The following is a 15139-nucleotide window of genomic DNA, read 5'->3' on the forward strand; positions in this document are numbered from 1 at the left end:
GTTGACCAGTGCCACGAAGCGCGTGTCGCCTGCCCCCTTGATGGCCGAGCCGAAGATGACGTTCATGGCGTCAAAAAGGGAGTATGCAGCCACAAAGCGGAGGAGCACTACAGCAGTGGCAAACACCTTGGCCATTTGCGCAGCGTCGGCCTGAGCGGCGAACGGCGTGAGAAACACACGTGGGAACACCAGGTACCCCAGAGCGAACAGCGACATGTAGGCTGCGCTCACCTGAAATCCAGACCATGCGCTCCTCTCAGCCAAGTCTGGCCTGTCAGCTCCGATCCACTGCCCCACCAGGATGGACACGGCAATGCCGATGCCGTAGAGGGGCAAGAAGGCCAGTGAGTTGATGTTGAAAGCGATGTTCGTAGCGGCAAGTTCGGCGGTACCCAGCCGGCCGGCAATGATGACAAAGGCGGTGAAGCCAAGGATGTCCAAGAAGAAGTGCATGCCACTGGGAAGACCATAGTGCAACAGCCTCCGGAATAACTCCCCATCCAGGCGCCATCCCTTCCTGGTGTGGAACTCGCGATCATGCCGCTGGCGGAGAAAGAGCACTGCGTAGACTCCCACCGCCACTAATCCCGAGGTCACGGTAGCCAGAGCCGCACCGGTGATCCCCAACTCAGGCATGCCCCATTTGCCAAAGATCAACGCATAGTCGAGCACGACGTTGGTGAGGGTAGCGACGGCGTTCGCCCACATGACGACCCAGGTGTCGCCCCTGCCGCTGAAAAAGCTCGACAAAGCAGAGCCCAGCACCGGAGCGAACATGCCCAGCGACAACACTCGATAGTAGCGCACCTCCAGAGCAAGCACCGCAGGTGGGTGTCCGGTCAGAGTAAACAGCGGTTTCGCAAAGAGGAAGGCACCTACCCCTGCCACCGCCGCGATCAACGTCAGGTACACCCCTTGCCATACTGCCGGGCCGATGCGGTCACACTGGCGCGCACCGTAGTACTGCGCCACAAAAGTGTCCACGTAGCTGGCAGTACCCACAAAGACGCTGGCAATAGTCCAAGAGACGAGGCCGGCAGGGGAGGCGGCAGCAACTGCCTCCGCCGAGTACCAGGAGAGAAACATGCGGTCAACAAACTGCTGGATGCTCCAGAAACCGGTGCTGAGGATGAGAGGCACCCCCACACGGAGGAGCTCTGCGTAGCCGCCCGGAGCGCTCCATCGCCGCCACACACCGGAGTTCGCCGCATGCACGGCTGCACTGTCATTGTTGCCCAACTGCAGCCCCACTTAAGAGCCCGAGGTGATGCGGCGCACCGCATGGCAGAAGCGCTCCACCTCCGCGACACTGGTGTAGACGTGCACTGAGACCCGAATGGCGTCCAGACGATGCTCGCCCACCGACCGAACCCTGAAGCCTTCCTTGTTGAGCTCTTCAAGGAGAGCACCGGTCTTCATCTCCGTAGGACGGAAAGTGACAATGGAAGCCGACGAATCTTGTTCCATGGGGGTGAGAATCTCGACGGTGGGCATAGCCGCCAATTCCTTCTTCAGCATTTCCGCCAGGAAGCGCCCGCGCGCTGCCACTCGGGGCATGCCGATGGCGGCAAGAAAATCGAACGCCGCACCAAGTGCCAGGATGAGCGGTGTGTTGCGGGTGCCGTACTCGGTCATCTCCGCTTCGCGCCGGTACTCAAGGGTGAGGGTGTCCAAGTCGTACTTGGCGTCGGAATAGGCACCCACGTAGGTGGGCCGCCACACCTCAAACATCTCCTTGCGAATGTAGAGCAGGCCGGTCCCCTTAGGGCCGAGCAGCCATTTGTGACCGGAGGTCGCGTAAAAGTCGCAGCCGCACTCGTGCAGGTTCACCGGAATCATGCCCGGCGGATGGGCCCCGTCCAATACCAGCCATATGCCGCGTTGGCGACACAGCGCCGAGACTTCCTTCACCGGGAAGAGCAGCCCAGTCGTGCAGGTGATGTGGCTGAGCGAGAGCACCTTGGTCTTGCGCGTCAGACTCCGTTCGATGACGCGGAGGTTTTCCTCCTTGGTTCTCGCAGGCTCAAAGAGCCGTACGACTACGCCCTTCTCTTTGGCCACTGCCAGCCAGGGGATAGCTCCACCCGGGTGCTCATGGGTGCTCGTTACCACCTCGTCCCCCTTGCGCAGAGGAAGCCCCCAGGCGATAATGTTCATCCCCTCGGTCGTATTTCTGGTGAACGCAATCTCAGTGGGGTCGCACCCCAAGAACGAAGCGGCTTTTGCCCGCACCCCAGCAATCTCTTCGTGGCCGGTTTCGCAAATCTTCTCGAGGCGCAGGCAAGCCTCCCGGTAAGCCTCGAGGACAGTGCGAGGTGAAGGGCCCAATCCGCCGTTGTTAAAGTAAGTCCGCTCGGTGGTGAGGGGAAAGTGCTGCCGCACCAGTCGCCAGTAGTCCTCGTCCTCCGGCGAGCCGCCGTCGGCACGGCTCAGCGCACGGGGATCCAAGCCCGACGAGGGAAACGCCTTCCGCAGTGGGAAGGCAAGCGAGGCAGCCAAGCTGCCAGCTGCCATTTTGCGGAGGAAGGAGCGCCGCGTATCCATGTCCGTCAACACAATCATCAAGCTACCTCCTCTTCACCTTTCCATCTTCCAGGCAAATGGAAAGCGCCCATCACAACCAGCGGAAGCTCTCCACAATCCTCTCGAAATCGGCCCGCACCTCAGGATAGCGAGCCTCGGTAGTTTGCTCCAGAAAGATGACGCTCAGACGCTCACGGGTTGTGACGCCGCACACCCATACCGGAAAGGAGTCGGATGACTCCTGAGGGAGGACAACCATGAAGTAGGCCACCGCATGAACGCCAGTTCCAGCCGTGGTCACCTCTTTGAGCAGACGCAGGCGCGCAGGCCCGCGCTCATATTGACCGATGAGCTCCCCCAACATCTGGATTGCACTGTCCTCGGCGTTGCGCAGCACCGTCTGCCGCATGACCCCCACGGTGACCATGGCAATCGTGTCCGCTCCGGCAACACGACTAACCACCGCAAGAGGCACCATGTTCTTGAGCATTGCACGCGTGGGTATCTCCAGAGGGAGAGTGTCAGGCCGCGCAAGCACACGGACCTGCCACCCATCCGTTGGAACTTTGAAGCTAAATCTGTCGATAGTATCGAAGAAGTACTGCCCCGTCACGGTGACCGCAGGCTCATCTGGCACTGGCACTATCTGTTCGCGCATCAGTTTGGACTGCTTCTCGAATGTGCGGAGGTAGAAGCCCAACGCCACCACTACGGCAAGCCCGACGACCAGCAGTCCCACGGGTACAAGCATCGTCCGCTTCATGACTTCCCTGACGTTTCGTCCCTTCTCTTTTGGCGGAGGCGCACCAAAGAATCTCCCTATCCGAACTCCCGATAGGTCTCCGACCACACTTTCGTGCTCGTGGAGCTGATGAAACGCCGCAGCTCCGTGAGGTTCCATCCTGGCGTTGCGCCCTTGCGGGTGGCCACGAGCGCCCCTAAGGCATTGGCAAACCGCGCCACCTCACGCAGCGGCATCCCTTCCAGAAACATGACGACGAGTGCAGCGGCAAAGGCATCGCCTGCGCCGGTGGTATCGACCACCTCAACGGGGAAGCCGGGTTCGTAAACAACCTCGTTCTGGTCCACAAGCACGCAACCCTCGCTGCCCAACGTGAGTGCCACTAGCCGCAGGTCAAACTCTTTCACCAAGAAGCGGAGAAACGAGGCAGGTTGCGCTTCTTGAAAGTGAAAGGCAGCGCGGAGCACGTCGTGCTCCTCCTCGTTGAGCTTGAGCGCATTTGCCAAGGGCAACGAGTCGAGGACTAACTGGCGGGTAATGTGGTCCCATCCGCGGATGTTCACGTCGTAAATGCGCAGCGCAAAGGGAACTTGGGCAAGGAACTCTCTGATCGCCCTTCTGCTGCCCTCTCGGCGCTGGGCCAACGTGCCGAATAGCACCGCGTCGACCTTCGTGTACAACGACTGCCATTGCGGAGCGGCTTCCAGGTAGTCAAAGGCAACGTCCTCGGTGCACTGGAACTTGGGCACTCCCTGGCGGTCAAGACTTATCTTGACAGTCCCGGTGGGTCGTTCTGCGTCGCGCTGGATGAACCTGGTATCCAGCCCGACCATGCTCAGGCGCTCGGTTAGCTCGTCACCCAGCTCATCGCGCCCCACTCGACTGACGATGCACGCCTCTTGCCCAAGGTGGTGCACATGGTAGGCAAAATTGGCGGGGGCTCCCCCTGGATATTTCCCGTCAGGATAGAGATCCCACAGCACTTCGCCGATGCCTACGATGAACTTCTTTTTCGCCGTTGCACGGTGTGGCCTACGCCTCCTGCCCCCTGGCAAATCCATCTCCGTCCCTTTCCTTTGGTCCGCGTTCCTGCTTGGTCCACTTTGTTCCGCGCGTTTCCCCACTGGCCAGCGAAAAGTAATAAATTCGCGGGCAATTTGCAAGGAGTTTGCCCAAGAAGGCAACGGACCAGGCGACGAGTCCTCTGCATGCCTTCTTCGCCTCCCCCTCAGCTTCGACCATCCGAGAGCTCATTTGACTCCGTGATGGCATGCGAGCGACCTCAGCCGCTGGAATTCTCACTCGATCCCTTGACTGAAACCGAGGAGCAAAGGCCTGGATGATCAAGCCTGGCAAACGGCTTAGGGGTGGAGCCGGAGGAGGGTCATGGCCACTGATCTGACCCCTCCGGGGATCAGGGGGACCCTTGGGGCCATCGGCACTTGTGGCTCGCAAGGGGCAGCCGCATTGTGGAAAAAAAAGTGCTTGACAATCACAGGCCGATTTCTTAAGTTACGGCTACGGGGTAGGGGTATGCATGGTCCGCTTGCTGCAGGAGACTGCTTCCGTCATCGAGGAATCAACCAAGATGGTTTTGGCAAAAGACTCGAGGAAGGCGAGGCAAGGACCTTTGGGCCATTCATGACCGAGAGGGCTCCTGGGGAATCAGAACCAGAAGCTGCCACTCGTTGGTAGTGGAGATGCGAAGGCAAAAAGGCAGCAATGCAGCGGAGGTTCGCAGAAAGTATTCGAACCCGTGTCCTTGCGGACGAAGGAAATGCTGAACGCGTTGCCTTGGTGACGCAGGCATGCCGCTGATGAACCTCTCTGCGTTGGTTGTCGAGGCTGCGAACTGAATGGAGGTGCTACCATGCAAAAGTTTATTCCGGCAATCGGCAGGATTATGTTGTCGGCAGTCTTTCTGATGTCGGGACTCGGGAAGATTGCCAACTTCGCTGGCACTCAGCAGTACATGGCGGCACATCGGATGCCGTTGGCAGGGCTATTTCTGGTCTGCGCCATCGCTCTTGAAATCGGTGGCGGATTGTCCATCTTACTTGGATACAAGGCGAAGTGGGGTGCTCTTGCTCTTGTCGTTTTCCTTATCCCTGCTACGCTGATCTTCCACACGAACTTTTCTGACCAGACCCAGATGATCATGTTCATGAAGAATCTGGCTATTCTCGGTGGCCTACTCTTGCTGGCATATTTTGGTCCTGGCCCGGTGAGTGTAGACCTCCGCAGCACTCGGCCTAAAGGAGCATAGAAGGGTCGTGCATTCCGGCACTGACCCGACTCCCGGGCTTGAAAGAACTTCACTCCTGCCAGGAAAGGCGTATGAAGCACCACAAGACCACCCATTTGCAGGAGCTGGATCGGCTACGGAAAATCGAAGGGCAGATCCGGGGCGTGATCCGTATGGTTGAGGAACAGCGCTATTGTATCGACATCCTCACGCAGATTGCCGCAGTGCAAGGAGCCCTCCGAAGGGTACACGAGAACATTCTGGAGCGCCATCTGCGCAGCTGCGTCTACGAATCGTTGGCGACGGGTGCCAACGAGGACCGAACGAGGAAGATCGAGGAGATCATAGAGCTGTTACGCAAGGCGCCACGCTGAGGAGGCCAGGAATGAGAAAACTGTCGCTGGCACTCGTCCTGTTCAGCCTGATTATCAGCCGGCCGGTAGAGGCGCAACGCAGAGTTACCGACTTGAGCGGGCTAGTCTCCCTCATGCTGCAGCGGAACCCCAGGCTGCAAGCGGAGCGCCGGGAAGCCGATGCGTCGACTAGACGGGCCGCAGCTGCTGGCGTGCTTCCAAACCCCAGCCTCTCCTTTGGACTCAAGAATGTGGGCTGGGACCGACTCACGGTGGGTGAGGAGATGATGAGTGGCCTCGACGTTTCGGTTAGCCAAAAGATCCCGTTCCCCAACAAGCTGAAACTGAGCCGAGCTGTGGCACACGTGGAGGCGAGCCAGCACGCGCAAATGGCCGAGGAGACGAGGCTCGCTCTCGTACGGGAGGCCAAAGAGCTCTACGCAAAGCTCTCTTACTACCGACGGTCCCATGAGCTACTGAAAGAGAAAAGAGCCCTGCTTGAAGAAGGGCTGCGCCTGGCCGAGGCCCGCTACACGGTGGGGCAGGGTACGCAGGCGGACCTTTTCAAGGCCCGGGTGGAAATCTCGAAGACTGATGAACTGCTCCTCGACGTTCAGGCTGTGCTGGCGGAATTGCAAGCGCGGGTCGCCGCTCTGCTTTCCTTGCCGCCCGACTCGGTAGAAGTCGAGACTAAAGCTCTCTCCGTCTCAACCTCGCGCTTGGAAGTTTCGGAACTCCTTAACAGGGCGCAAGAGGTCAACCCAGCTCTCAAACGGCTCGAACTGGAGGGGCAGAAGGCGAAGGCAAATGAGAGCCTCGCGCGGGCCAGCTTCCTGCCGGACTTCATGGTTCAAGCAGGGAAGATGTTCCGTGGGCGGTACGAGGACGTGTACGAAGCGATGGTGGGAGTCGAGGTTCCCCTGTACTTCTGGAAACGGGAACGGAATCTCTTGCTGGAGGCCCGATTGCAAGAGGAGAGCGCAGGGCTGCGGATCCAGGATCTGAGAAATCAAATCGCCGCTGCCCTGCACGAGAACCTTGTAGCGGCCAGAAGCGCCGAAGCGCGCGTCGCCCTCTACCGCGACAAGCTAATTCCTCAGGCTCGGCAATCCCTGCAGGCGACGACCTCCAGCTACCAGGTAGGACGGGCGGACTTCTTGAGCCTGCTTTCGGACATCGAATCCCTCATCGCCTACGAGATGGAGTACGCTAAGACATTGGCTGAGCTCTGGATGGCCGTTGCGAAGATCGAAGAGCTCACTGCCTCGGAGATCCTCGGGGGCGAATGACCATGGGGAATGAGCCCTTGGTCTAACAAAAGGAGGTTCGTCAATGAAAGCGGCACGCCGCGGTTGGATGTGGGTTCTGATGGCGGCTTTGGTTCCAGGCCTGCTGTGGGTTTCCTGCGCGAAAAAGGAGACGAGTTCCAAGAAGCCAGAGGCCCAAGAGCATGCGGGACACGCGATGCCCAGCGAGCAAGCTCCGCACATGGAGCACGAGCCGGGTCCTCCGCCGGAGGGTTCTGCCCCTTCCAAAGAGGAGCAGAAAACCGTGTACCATTGCCCGATGCACCCGGAATACACCTCGGACAAGCCGGGCAATTGCCCGATCTGCGGCATGAATCTGGTTCCGGTGAAGCCTGAGGGGAAAGAGACCGAGCGGGAGCAGCATGGGGCCCTACACATCCCTCAGGAGAAACTTCGGGCGATCGGCGTGACCTTTGGAGTGGCAGAACGGCGGAAGCTCGAAAAGCGGATCCGCCTGGTTGGTCGCATCACCTACGACGAAACCCGGCTGAAGGAGGTGAACACGAAGTTTTCCGGCTGGGTTGAATCTCTCCACGTGGATTTCGTTGGCAAGGTGGTCCGGGCTGGGGAGCCTCTCTTGGCCGTTTACAGCCCCGAGCTTGTAGCGGCGCAAGAGGAGTACCTGTTGGCGCTTCGGGCGAAAGATTCTTCCCCTGAGCTTCTGGAAGCGGCCCGACGGAAGCTGCTGCTTTGGGATCTCTCTGAAACACAGATTGGCGAGCTCGAGAGGAACGGGGTCCCATTTCGCGTGGTCACGCTCTCCTCTCCAGTGACCGGCTTTGTCATCGACAAGACGGTGTTCCAGGGGAAGCACATCGAGGCGGGCGAGACTCTTTACCGCGTCGCGGATATCTCACGGGTCTGGCTGCGAGCTGCGGTTTACGAGGAGGACTTGCCTTTCCTACGACTGGGGCAGCGGGTTGCCGTCGAGCTCGTGGGCGAGCCGGAGAGAAAGTTGCACGGTACCGTCGACTATATCAATCCCTACCTGGACGAGGCGACGCGAACGGCGGAGGTCAGGGTGACGCTCGCCAATCCTGATGGCCGGATCATGCCGGGCATGTATGCCTCCGTAGAGGTTTCTGCGGACCTCGGCGAGCGACTGGTTGTGCCGGAACAGGCTGTGGTCTTTTCGGGGGAGCGCTACCTGGTCTTCGTGGATCGAGGGGAGGGAACGTTAGAGCCTCGGGAAATTCGCACCGGCGCGAGGACCAACGATTTCATCGAGGTTCTCGGCGATATCGCTCCCGGAGAGCGTGTGGTTACCTCGGCTAACTTCCTCATCGACTCGGAGAGCAAGCTTCGACTGGCCCTTAGCCGGGCTCATGCGCATTGAGGGAGCGCCCATCCATGATCGAGAGAATCATCGACTGGTCGGCGAGGAATCGGCTGTTCGTGTTCCTGGGTGTGATTGTCGTTCTGCTCTGGTCCCTATGGTGCATCCGGCGAGTCCCCCTCGACGCCATCCCCGACCTTTCCGACACCCAGGTGATCATTTTCAGCCGCTGGGATCGACCCCCGGACATCATCGAAGACCAGGTGACCTATCCGATAGTCAGTGCGCTACTGGGCGCTCCCAAGGTCCGGGACATCCGTGCCTTCTCGGACTATGGTTTTTCGTACATCTACGTGCTGTTCGCGGATGGCACTGACGTGTACTGGGCACGGTCTCGGGTCCTGGAGTATCTGAGCAAGGTGACGCCTGCCCTGCCGGAAGGTGTGAAGGTCGAGCTCGGCCCCGATGCCACCGGGGTCGGGTGGGTTTTCCAGTACGCCCTTGTCGACCGCCATGGCAAGCACTCCTTGCAGGAGCTGCGGAGCTTCCAGGATTGGCACCTGAAATACGCGTTGCAGTCGGTCGAGGGGGTCGCTGAGGTGGCCAGTGTCGGGGGTTTCGAGAAGCAGTACCAGGTGATCGTCCGACCCGAAGCCTTGCTGGCCTACGGAGTCTCTCTGGGGGAGGTGGTGGCGGCCGTGCGCAAAGCCAATGCGGAGGTCGGCGCGCGCCTCCTCGAGATCGCGGGGACGGAATTCATGGTTACCGGTCGCGGATATGTCCGCTCCGTGGAGGATCTCAAGCAAGCGGTGGTCAAGGTGGACCAACGCGGCGTCCCCGTGACCATCGGCAATGCGGCGGAGGTGGTAGTCGGGCCGGAAATACGCAGAGGGGTAGCCGAACTCGACGGTCGCGGCGAGGTTGTGGGCGGCATCGTCGTGATGCGGTACGGAGAGAACGCGCTCCGGGTGATCGAACGGGTAAAGGAAAAACTCAAACAAGTCAAGTTGCCCGATGGGGTGGAGGTGGTGGTCACGTACGATCGCTCGGATTTGATCAAGCGAGCCATTGGGACTCTGCGGAGTAAGCTGCTCGAGGAGATGGCAGTCGTTTCGGTTGTGGTCATCGTGTTCCTTTGGCACCTCCGCTCTGCCGCTATCCCCATCGTGACATTACCCCTGGCGGTTCTGCTGGCCTTCATCCCGATGTATTATATGGGGTTGACTTCCAACATCATGTCCCTCGGTGGGATCGCCATCGCCATTGGCGCGATGGTGGATGCCTCCATCGTGCTCGTGGAGAACGCGCATAAGAGATTGGAGACGCACAGCGGTGGCGAGGGCTCACGATTTGAGGAGCTGGTCGCTGCGGCGAGGGAAGTGGGCCGACCCATCTTCTTCAGCCTATTGGTCATTGCCGTAGCGTTCACGCCCATTTTCACCCTCGAAGCGTACGAAGGGAGGCTGTTCAAGCCGCTCGCCTTCACGAAGAATTTCTCCATGGCCTTCGCGGCCATTGTGGCCATCACTGTGGCTCCTGCTTTGATGGGGCTTTTCATCCGGGGGAGGATCCGATCCGAGGAGGAGCATCCGGTCAGCCGTTTTCTTTTCCGCATCTACGAGCCCGTCCTCGGCCGGTTGCTCCGGAGGCCATGGCTGACGGTCCTTGCGGCGGTAGCCATCGTTCTTTCGACCGTACCCATCTATCTCCGGCTGGGCTCGGAGTTCATGCCGCCTCTGAATGAGGGATCCATCCTTTACATGCCCACGACTTTGCCGGGCATTTCGGTCACGGAAGCCGCGCATCTGCTCCAGGTCCAAGATCGAATCCTGAAGAGCTTCCCCGAGGTGGAACGCGTTTTTGGGAAGGCGGGTAGAGCCGTGACCTCCACAGATCCCGCCCCTTTTTCCATGATGGAGACCACGGTCCTCCTGAAGCCGCAGAACCAGTGGCGGAAGAAGCCCCGGTGGTACTCCAGCGTGGTGCCAGAATTCCTCCAGGCGCCGCTTCGCATCTTTTGGCCGGATCGCATCTCCTGGGAGGAGCTGATCTATGGTGAGGGCGGTCTCGACGAGGCCCTGCGGCTGCCTGGGGTGGTGAACAGTTGGACGATGCCCATCAAGGGCCGTATCGACATGCTCACCACCGGGGTACGCACTCCGCTTGGGATCAAGATCTACGGCGATGACCTCCGGGAAATTGAGCGCATCGGGACGGAGATCGAGCGCATTGTTTCCACCGTTCCGGGGACGAGGAGCGTCATTGCCGAGCGTGCCGGCGGCGGTTACTTCGTTGACATCGAGCTAAATCGAGAACAGCTGGCTCGCTTCGGTCTCTCGGTCGAAGATGTGCAGATGACGATCATGGCGGCGATCGGAGGCGAAGCCGTCACCCAGACCGTCGAGGGGAGGGAGCGTTACACGGTGAACGTTCGCTACCCGAGGGAGTTGCGCGATGACGTGGACGAGCTGGGTCGTGTATACGTTGCCACCGCCAAGGGCGCTCAAATTCCCCTTTCCCAGGTGGCCGAGGTGAAACTTCGTTTGGGTCCTTCCATGATCCGGGACGAGAACGGACGCCTGACGGGCTACGTGTACGTCGATATGACGGGTCGCGATATCGGTCGTTACGTGCGGGACGTCAAGAGCGCCCTGAGCCAGCAACTCGCGCTACCCCAGGGCTATTCGCTGGCTTTTTCTGGCCAGTACGAGTACATGGCGCGCGTGAAGCAGAGGATGATGCTGGTTGTGCCGCTCACGCTTTTCCTGGTCATCTTGCTGCTGTACTTCAACACGCAATCCTTCGCGAAGACGTTCATCGTGCTCTTGGCCGTGCCCTTCTCGCTGGTGGGTGCCGTTTGGCTTCTCTACCTGCTCGGCTACAACATGAGTCTCGGCGTCTGGGCGGGGATCATCGCCTTACTGGGCGTGGACGCCGAGACGGGCGTGATCATGCTCCTTTACCTGGACCTCGCGTACGAGGAGCGGCGGAGGAAAGGGCTCATGCGGTCACTGGGGGACCTCAAAGAGGCCATCATGCACGGTGCCGTCCGGCGGGTCCGCCCGAAGATGATGACGGTCACGACCACCTTCATCGGACTCTTGCCGATCATGTGGGCCCAAAGCCACGAGACTGGCGCGGACGTGATGAAACGGATTGCGGCTCCCATGGTAGGGGGAATCTTCACAAGCTTCGTGATGGAGCTCCTGGTGTACCCAGCGGTATTTCTGCTGTGGAAATGGGCCAAGGAGGTGAGGAGGTGAAGGGAGGTCAGAAACAGTTGGCCCCTGGTGAGGTGCACTCTCATACGGCGACGGTCCGGTGGTCTGAGAGCGTAACGAGCGCCTGACTAGTGGCCTCGCCGAGGGTGAGGGGATACGGCCCACGCGGCCATCTGCATTCCCGTGGCTGGTCTACGTTCGTCGGCGTGGAGGAAGATGCTGGCAACAGCACTGGCGCTCACCGGTGCTCTCTTGGGACGGGCTGGGCTGCCGCGCAAAGAGAGTCAGAGAACCGAGAGGTTCTTCGCGGCACCACGTGAGGAAGCCGGGACCCTAAGAAGGTCCACGCGGCGGCTCAGCGGGCAGACATCGAAAACGTCGCAAAGGAGGGCCAACGAATGCACACTCGCGTCGGTGAGGCTTCGTGGCAAACCGCCCTGGCGCTTGGCATCACAATCCTGTCCCTCGCTCTCTCGACATGCTCTCGTCATGCAAAGCCGCCAGACGCCCCCGTGACCATGATCATTACCAATGCCCGTGTCTGGACAGGCTGCGAGACCAAACCCTGGGCCGAAGCCGTTGCCGTAGCCAACGATCGCATTGCCGCAGTGGGCTCGTCCGCGGAGGTGAGTCGCCTTGCCAGCGCCAGCACGCGAGTAATCGACGCCCAGGGGAAGATGGTGGTCCCCGGCTTCATCGACTGCCATGTACACTTTCTCGAGGGTGGCTTTCGCCTCTCCTCGGTGCAGCTGCGCGATGCTTCCACACCCGCAGAGTTCATCAAACGCATCAAGGAATATGCTGAGCAGGTAGGCCCTGGCGTCTGGATCACCGGCGGCGACTGGGACCACGCCCTCTGGGGAGGCGAGCTCCCCACGCACCAGTGGGTCGACTCCGTGTCCACGCGCAATCCGGTGTGGGTAAGCCGCCTTGACGGGCACATGGCCTTGGCCAACTCCCTGGCCATGCAGGCTGCAGGCGTCTCCGCAAAGACCCCCGACGTGGAAGGGGGCACGATCGTCCGTGACGCGCAAGGCAATCCCACCGGGATTTTCAAGGACAATGCCATGGCGCTCATTGACCGGGTGGTGCCAGAGCCGGATCAAAGCCAAAAGGAGCGGGCGCTGCAGGCAGCCATGAACTACGTCGCCAGCCAGGGCGTGACCAGCGTGCACCACATGGGCACCTGGGATGACTTGGCCCTGTTCAGGCGTGCTCACGCCGCAGGCAAGCTCCTCACCCGTATTTACGCGGCGGTGCCACTTGCCACCGCGGAGCTTCTCGCCAACGAGGTGCGCGCCCACGGTCGCGGCGATGAGTGGCTGCGCATCGGCATGGTCAAAGGTTTTGTGGATGGCTCACTCGGCTCCCACACGGCTGCCTTCTTCGAGCCCTTCACCGATGCTCCGGGGGACTCTGGTCTGCTGGTGAACACGCCAGAAGACCTTCTCCGCTGGGTCAGCCAGGCAGACTCCGCGGGCCTGCAGGTGGCCATACACGCCATCGGCGACCGCGCCAATGCCTTGCTGCTGGACATCTATGCCCGGGTGGCTGCCCAGAACGGCCAGCGCGACCGGCGATTCCGCATTGAGCACGCCCAACACCTGCGCCCTGCCGATATTCTGCGCTTTGCGCAGTTGGGGGTCATCGCCAGCATGCAACCGTACCACGCCATCGACGACGGACGGTGGGCGGAAAAGGTCATTGGCTCCGAGCGCATCAAGACCACCTACGCCTTCCGCTCGCTCATAGACAGCGGCGCCCACGTGGTGTTTGGCAGCGACTGGTACGTGGCGCCACCTTCCCCCTTGTTGGGCATCTACGCAGCGGTGACCAGGCGGACCATCGATGGCATGAATCCGGAAGGTTGGGTACCGGAGCAGAAGATCACGGTGGAAGAAGCGTTGCGCGCCTACACGGCGAAAGCCGCATACGCCTCATTCGAAGAGAGAGAAAAGGGCACGCTGGAACCTGGCAAACTGGCTGACTTTGCCGTTCTGGACCGCGACATCACGCGCATCCCGCCTGAGGAAATTGCGGAGGCACAGGTGGTGATGACAGTCGTCGGTGGGAAGATTGTCTTCACGCGGGAATAGAGGCACTGGCTTTCCGGCGAGGACAGCCCCACCAGAGGACTCAAATCTTAAACGGCACCGGCGTGAAAGAAATCGCGAAAATCACCAGCATGGCGTAGCCCAACGCCTTGCGCTTGCCGTCTAAGGGAAGCCACGGGTCAAGAGGCACAGGGTGGCGAAAGCCAAACACCACCAGTAACACGATGAGCAACGCCCAGCCAGGGTAGAAGACCAGGGTCACGATGCCAAACACGATGAGAATGAAGAGGTAAGCCCGCTGCGCCTTCTGCCCAAACAGAGCGTACAGCACATGGCCACCATCAAGCTGGCCAATGGGCAGGAGGTTGAGGGAGGTGACGAACAGCCCGGCCCAGCCGGCGAACGCCATGGGCCCGAGCATGATGTCCATGTCCGGCGTGAGCCCCGGCACAGCGAGCTTGGCGATCAGCTTGAAGAGGAGTGACTCCCCAAGGTAGAGCACCGTCGGTCCGGCGGCCGCCTTCGCCACGATCTGCGAACTCTGCAAGCCGAAGAAGATAACGGGCACGGCAATGCTCAATCCAGCTAACGGCCCAGCCACGGCCACGTCGAAGAGGGCCCTCCGGTCAGGCATGCGCGCATCCATGCGAATCACCGCCCCCAGGGTACCGAAAGGATTGAGCATCGGAAATGGAAATGGGATGAAATAGGGCAGCGTGGCCCCGACCCCATGTCGCCGGCACATCAGATAGTGCCCCATCTCGTGCGCCAGCAGGATGCTCATAATCGACAGGCAATACACCGCTCCACCCACAAGGAAGGTGGATGCAACCGTGGCCACAAAGAGCAGCAGGTTGATGAGCGGTCGGTGCGGAGTCAGCCGATAAAAGAGACGCGCGCGCCGGCTGGGGCGGAAAGCTGGAGAAGCAGGCGGATAGTACTCCGGCAAGCCATCCGGAAGCTCAGGAAACCTCATCACGCTCCTCGCCATTCAATGACCACTTCTTGACCCCTCGTCAGGCCTAACAGATCGCGCGCGCTGGCCCTGCGCACCGCAATTTCCAAATACCCGCTGCTTCCCCACAAGGCGATGGGCGTCTTTTCTGCTCCCTCCTCGTAACAATGCGCTAGTCCCCAAACCGTGTGTCCCCCCACGACGATCCTCACCTCGCTCTGAGCGGCGCTCGCAACGAGCCCGCGCGGCAGATTGGTAATGGCATTGCCAAAGCGGTCGAAATACACGACCTGACCCCTCGCTCTCCGGCCCTCCACCACAGGCTGCACAATGACGAATTTCACCACCGACTCGACACGCGGCCCCAGCTCCTCCAAGGGCAAGCCCAAGGAGAGGTGCGCCGCGATGGGGGCAAAGACGTCCCGTCCGTGGAATGTTGCGCTCACCTCCGCAAGGCACGAGT

The 15139-nt window shown here is 60.5% G+C and carries 12 protein-coding genes; 6 read left to right on the forward strand and 6 right to left on the reverse strand.

Translation table 11 applies throughout. From position 1 onward, the window contains the following. The 4 genes from H5U38_04235 to H5U38_04250 all read right to left on the reverse strand — a co-directional run. The coding region (locus tag H5U38_04235) for an MATE family efflux transporter (GenBank protein MBC7186228.1) at positions 1 to 1239 on the reverse strand (1239 nt) is incomplete at its 3' end. A 12-nt stretch (positions 1240 to 1251) separates the two neighbouring features. Beyond that, positions 1252 to 2562, reverse strand: a complete 1311-nt coding sequence (locus tag H5U38_04240; GenBank protein MBC7186229.1) for an aminotransferase class V-fold PLP-dependent enzyme — start codon at positions 2560 to 2562, stop codon at positions 1252 to 1254. Between the two features lie 52 nt (positions 2563 to 2614). Continuing rightward, the gene (locus tag H5U38_04245; GenBank protein MBC7186230.1) at positions 2615 to 3286 is read right to left on the reverse strand and encodes a hypothetical protein; all 672 of its coding nucleotides are present in this window, start codon (positions 3284 to 3286) and stop codon (positions 2615 to 2617) included. A gap of 56 nt (positions 3287 to 3342) precedes the next feature. Then, positions 3343 to 4326: a carbohydrate kinase gene (locus H5U38_04250; protein MBC7186231.1), complete on the reverse strand. Its 984-nt coding sequence runs from the start codon at positions 4324 to 4326 to the stop codon at positions 3343 to 3345. A gap of 809 nt (positions 4327 to 5135) precedes the next feature. On the opposite strand from H5U38_04250, the gene H5U38_04255 reads away from it, so the two are divergent. From H5U38_04255 to H5U38_04280, 6 genes are all read left to right on the forward strand, one after another. Continuing rightward, positions 5136 to 5531, forward strand: a complete 396-nt coding sequence (locus H5U38_04255) for a DoxX family protein (GenBank protein MBC7186232.1) — start codon at positions 5136 to 5138, stop codon at positions 5529 to 5531. A 71-nt stretch (positions 5532 to 5602) separates the two neighbouring features. Next, on the forward strand, positions 5603 to 5884 hold the full coding sequence (locus H5U38_04260; protein MBC7186233.1) for a metal-sensitive transcriptional regulator: 282 nt from the start codon (positions 5603 to 5605) through the stop codon (positions 5882 to 5884). 11 nt (positions 5885 to 5895) lie between these two features. Continuing rightward, positions 5896 to 7152 carry a TolC family protein gene (locus H5U38_04265; GenBank protein ID MBC7186234.1) on the forward strand — a complete coding sequence of 419 codons (1257 nt, stop codon included), beginning with the start codon at positions 5896 to 5898 and terminating at the stop codon, positions 7150 to 7152. A gap of 43 nt (positions 7153 to 7195) precedes the next feature. Beyond that, the gene (locus tag H5U38_04270; GenBank protein ID MBC7186235.1) at positions 7196 to 8506 is read left to right on the forward strand and encodes an efflux RND transporter periplasmic adaptor subunit; all 1311 of its coding nucleotides are present in this window, start codon (positions 7196 to 7198) and stop codon (positions 8504 to 8506) included. 14 nt (positions 8507 to 8520) lie between these two features. Continuing rightward, positions 8521 to 11709, forward strand: coding sequence for an efflux RND transporter permease subunit (locus H5U38_04275; protein MBC7186236.1), 3189 nt, complete (start codon positions 8521 to 8523; stop codon positions 11707 to 11709). Positions 11710 to 12065: 356 nt separating this feature from the next. After that, the gene (locus H5U38_04280) at positions 12066 to 13763 is read left to right on the forward strand and encodes an amidohydrolase (GenBank protein ID MBC7186237.1); all 1698 of its coding nucleotides are present in this window, start codon (positions 12066 to 12068) and stop codon (positions 13761 to 13763) included. Positions 13764 to 13803: 40 nt separating this feature from the next. Here H5U38_04280 and H5U38_04285 read toward each other — a convergent pair whose 3' ends face one another. Further along, positions 13804 to 14697 carry a site-2 protease family protein gene (locus H5U38_04285; GenBank protein MBC7186238.1) on the reverse strand — a complete coding sequence of 298 codons (894 nt, stop codon included), beginning with the start codon at positions 14695 to 14697 and terminating at the stop codon, positions 13804 to 13806. Further along, positions 14697 to 15139: SAM-dependent chlorinase/fluorinase (locus H5U38_04290; protein MBC7186239.1), on the reverse strand; the 443-nt coding region annotated here is incomplete at its 5' end. The genes H5U38_04290 and H5U38_04285, both read right to left, overlap by 1 nt.

The organism is Calditrichota bacterium (genome assembly GCA_014359355.1).
Classification (GTDB): domain Bacteria; phylum Zhuqueibacterota; class Zhuqueibacteria; order JANLFK01; family Oleimicrobiaceae; genus Oleimicrobium.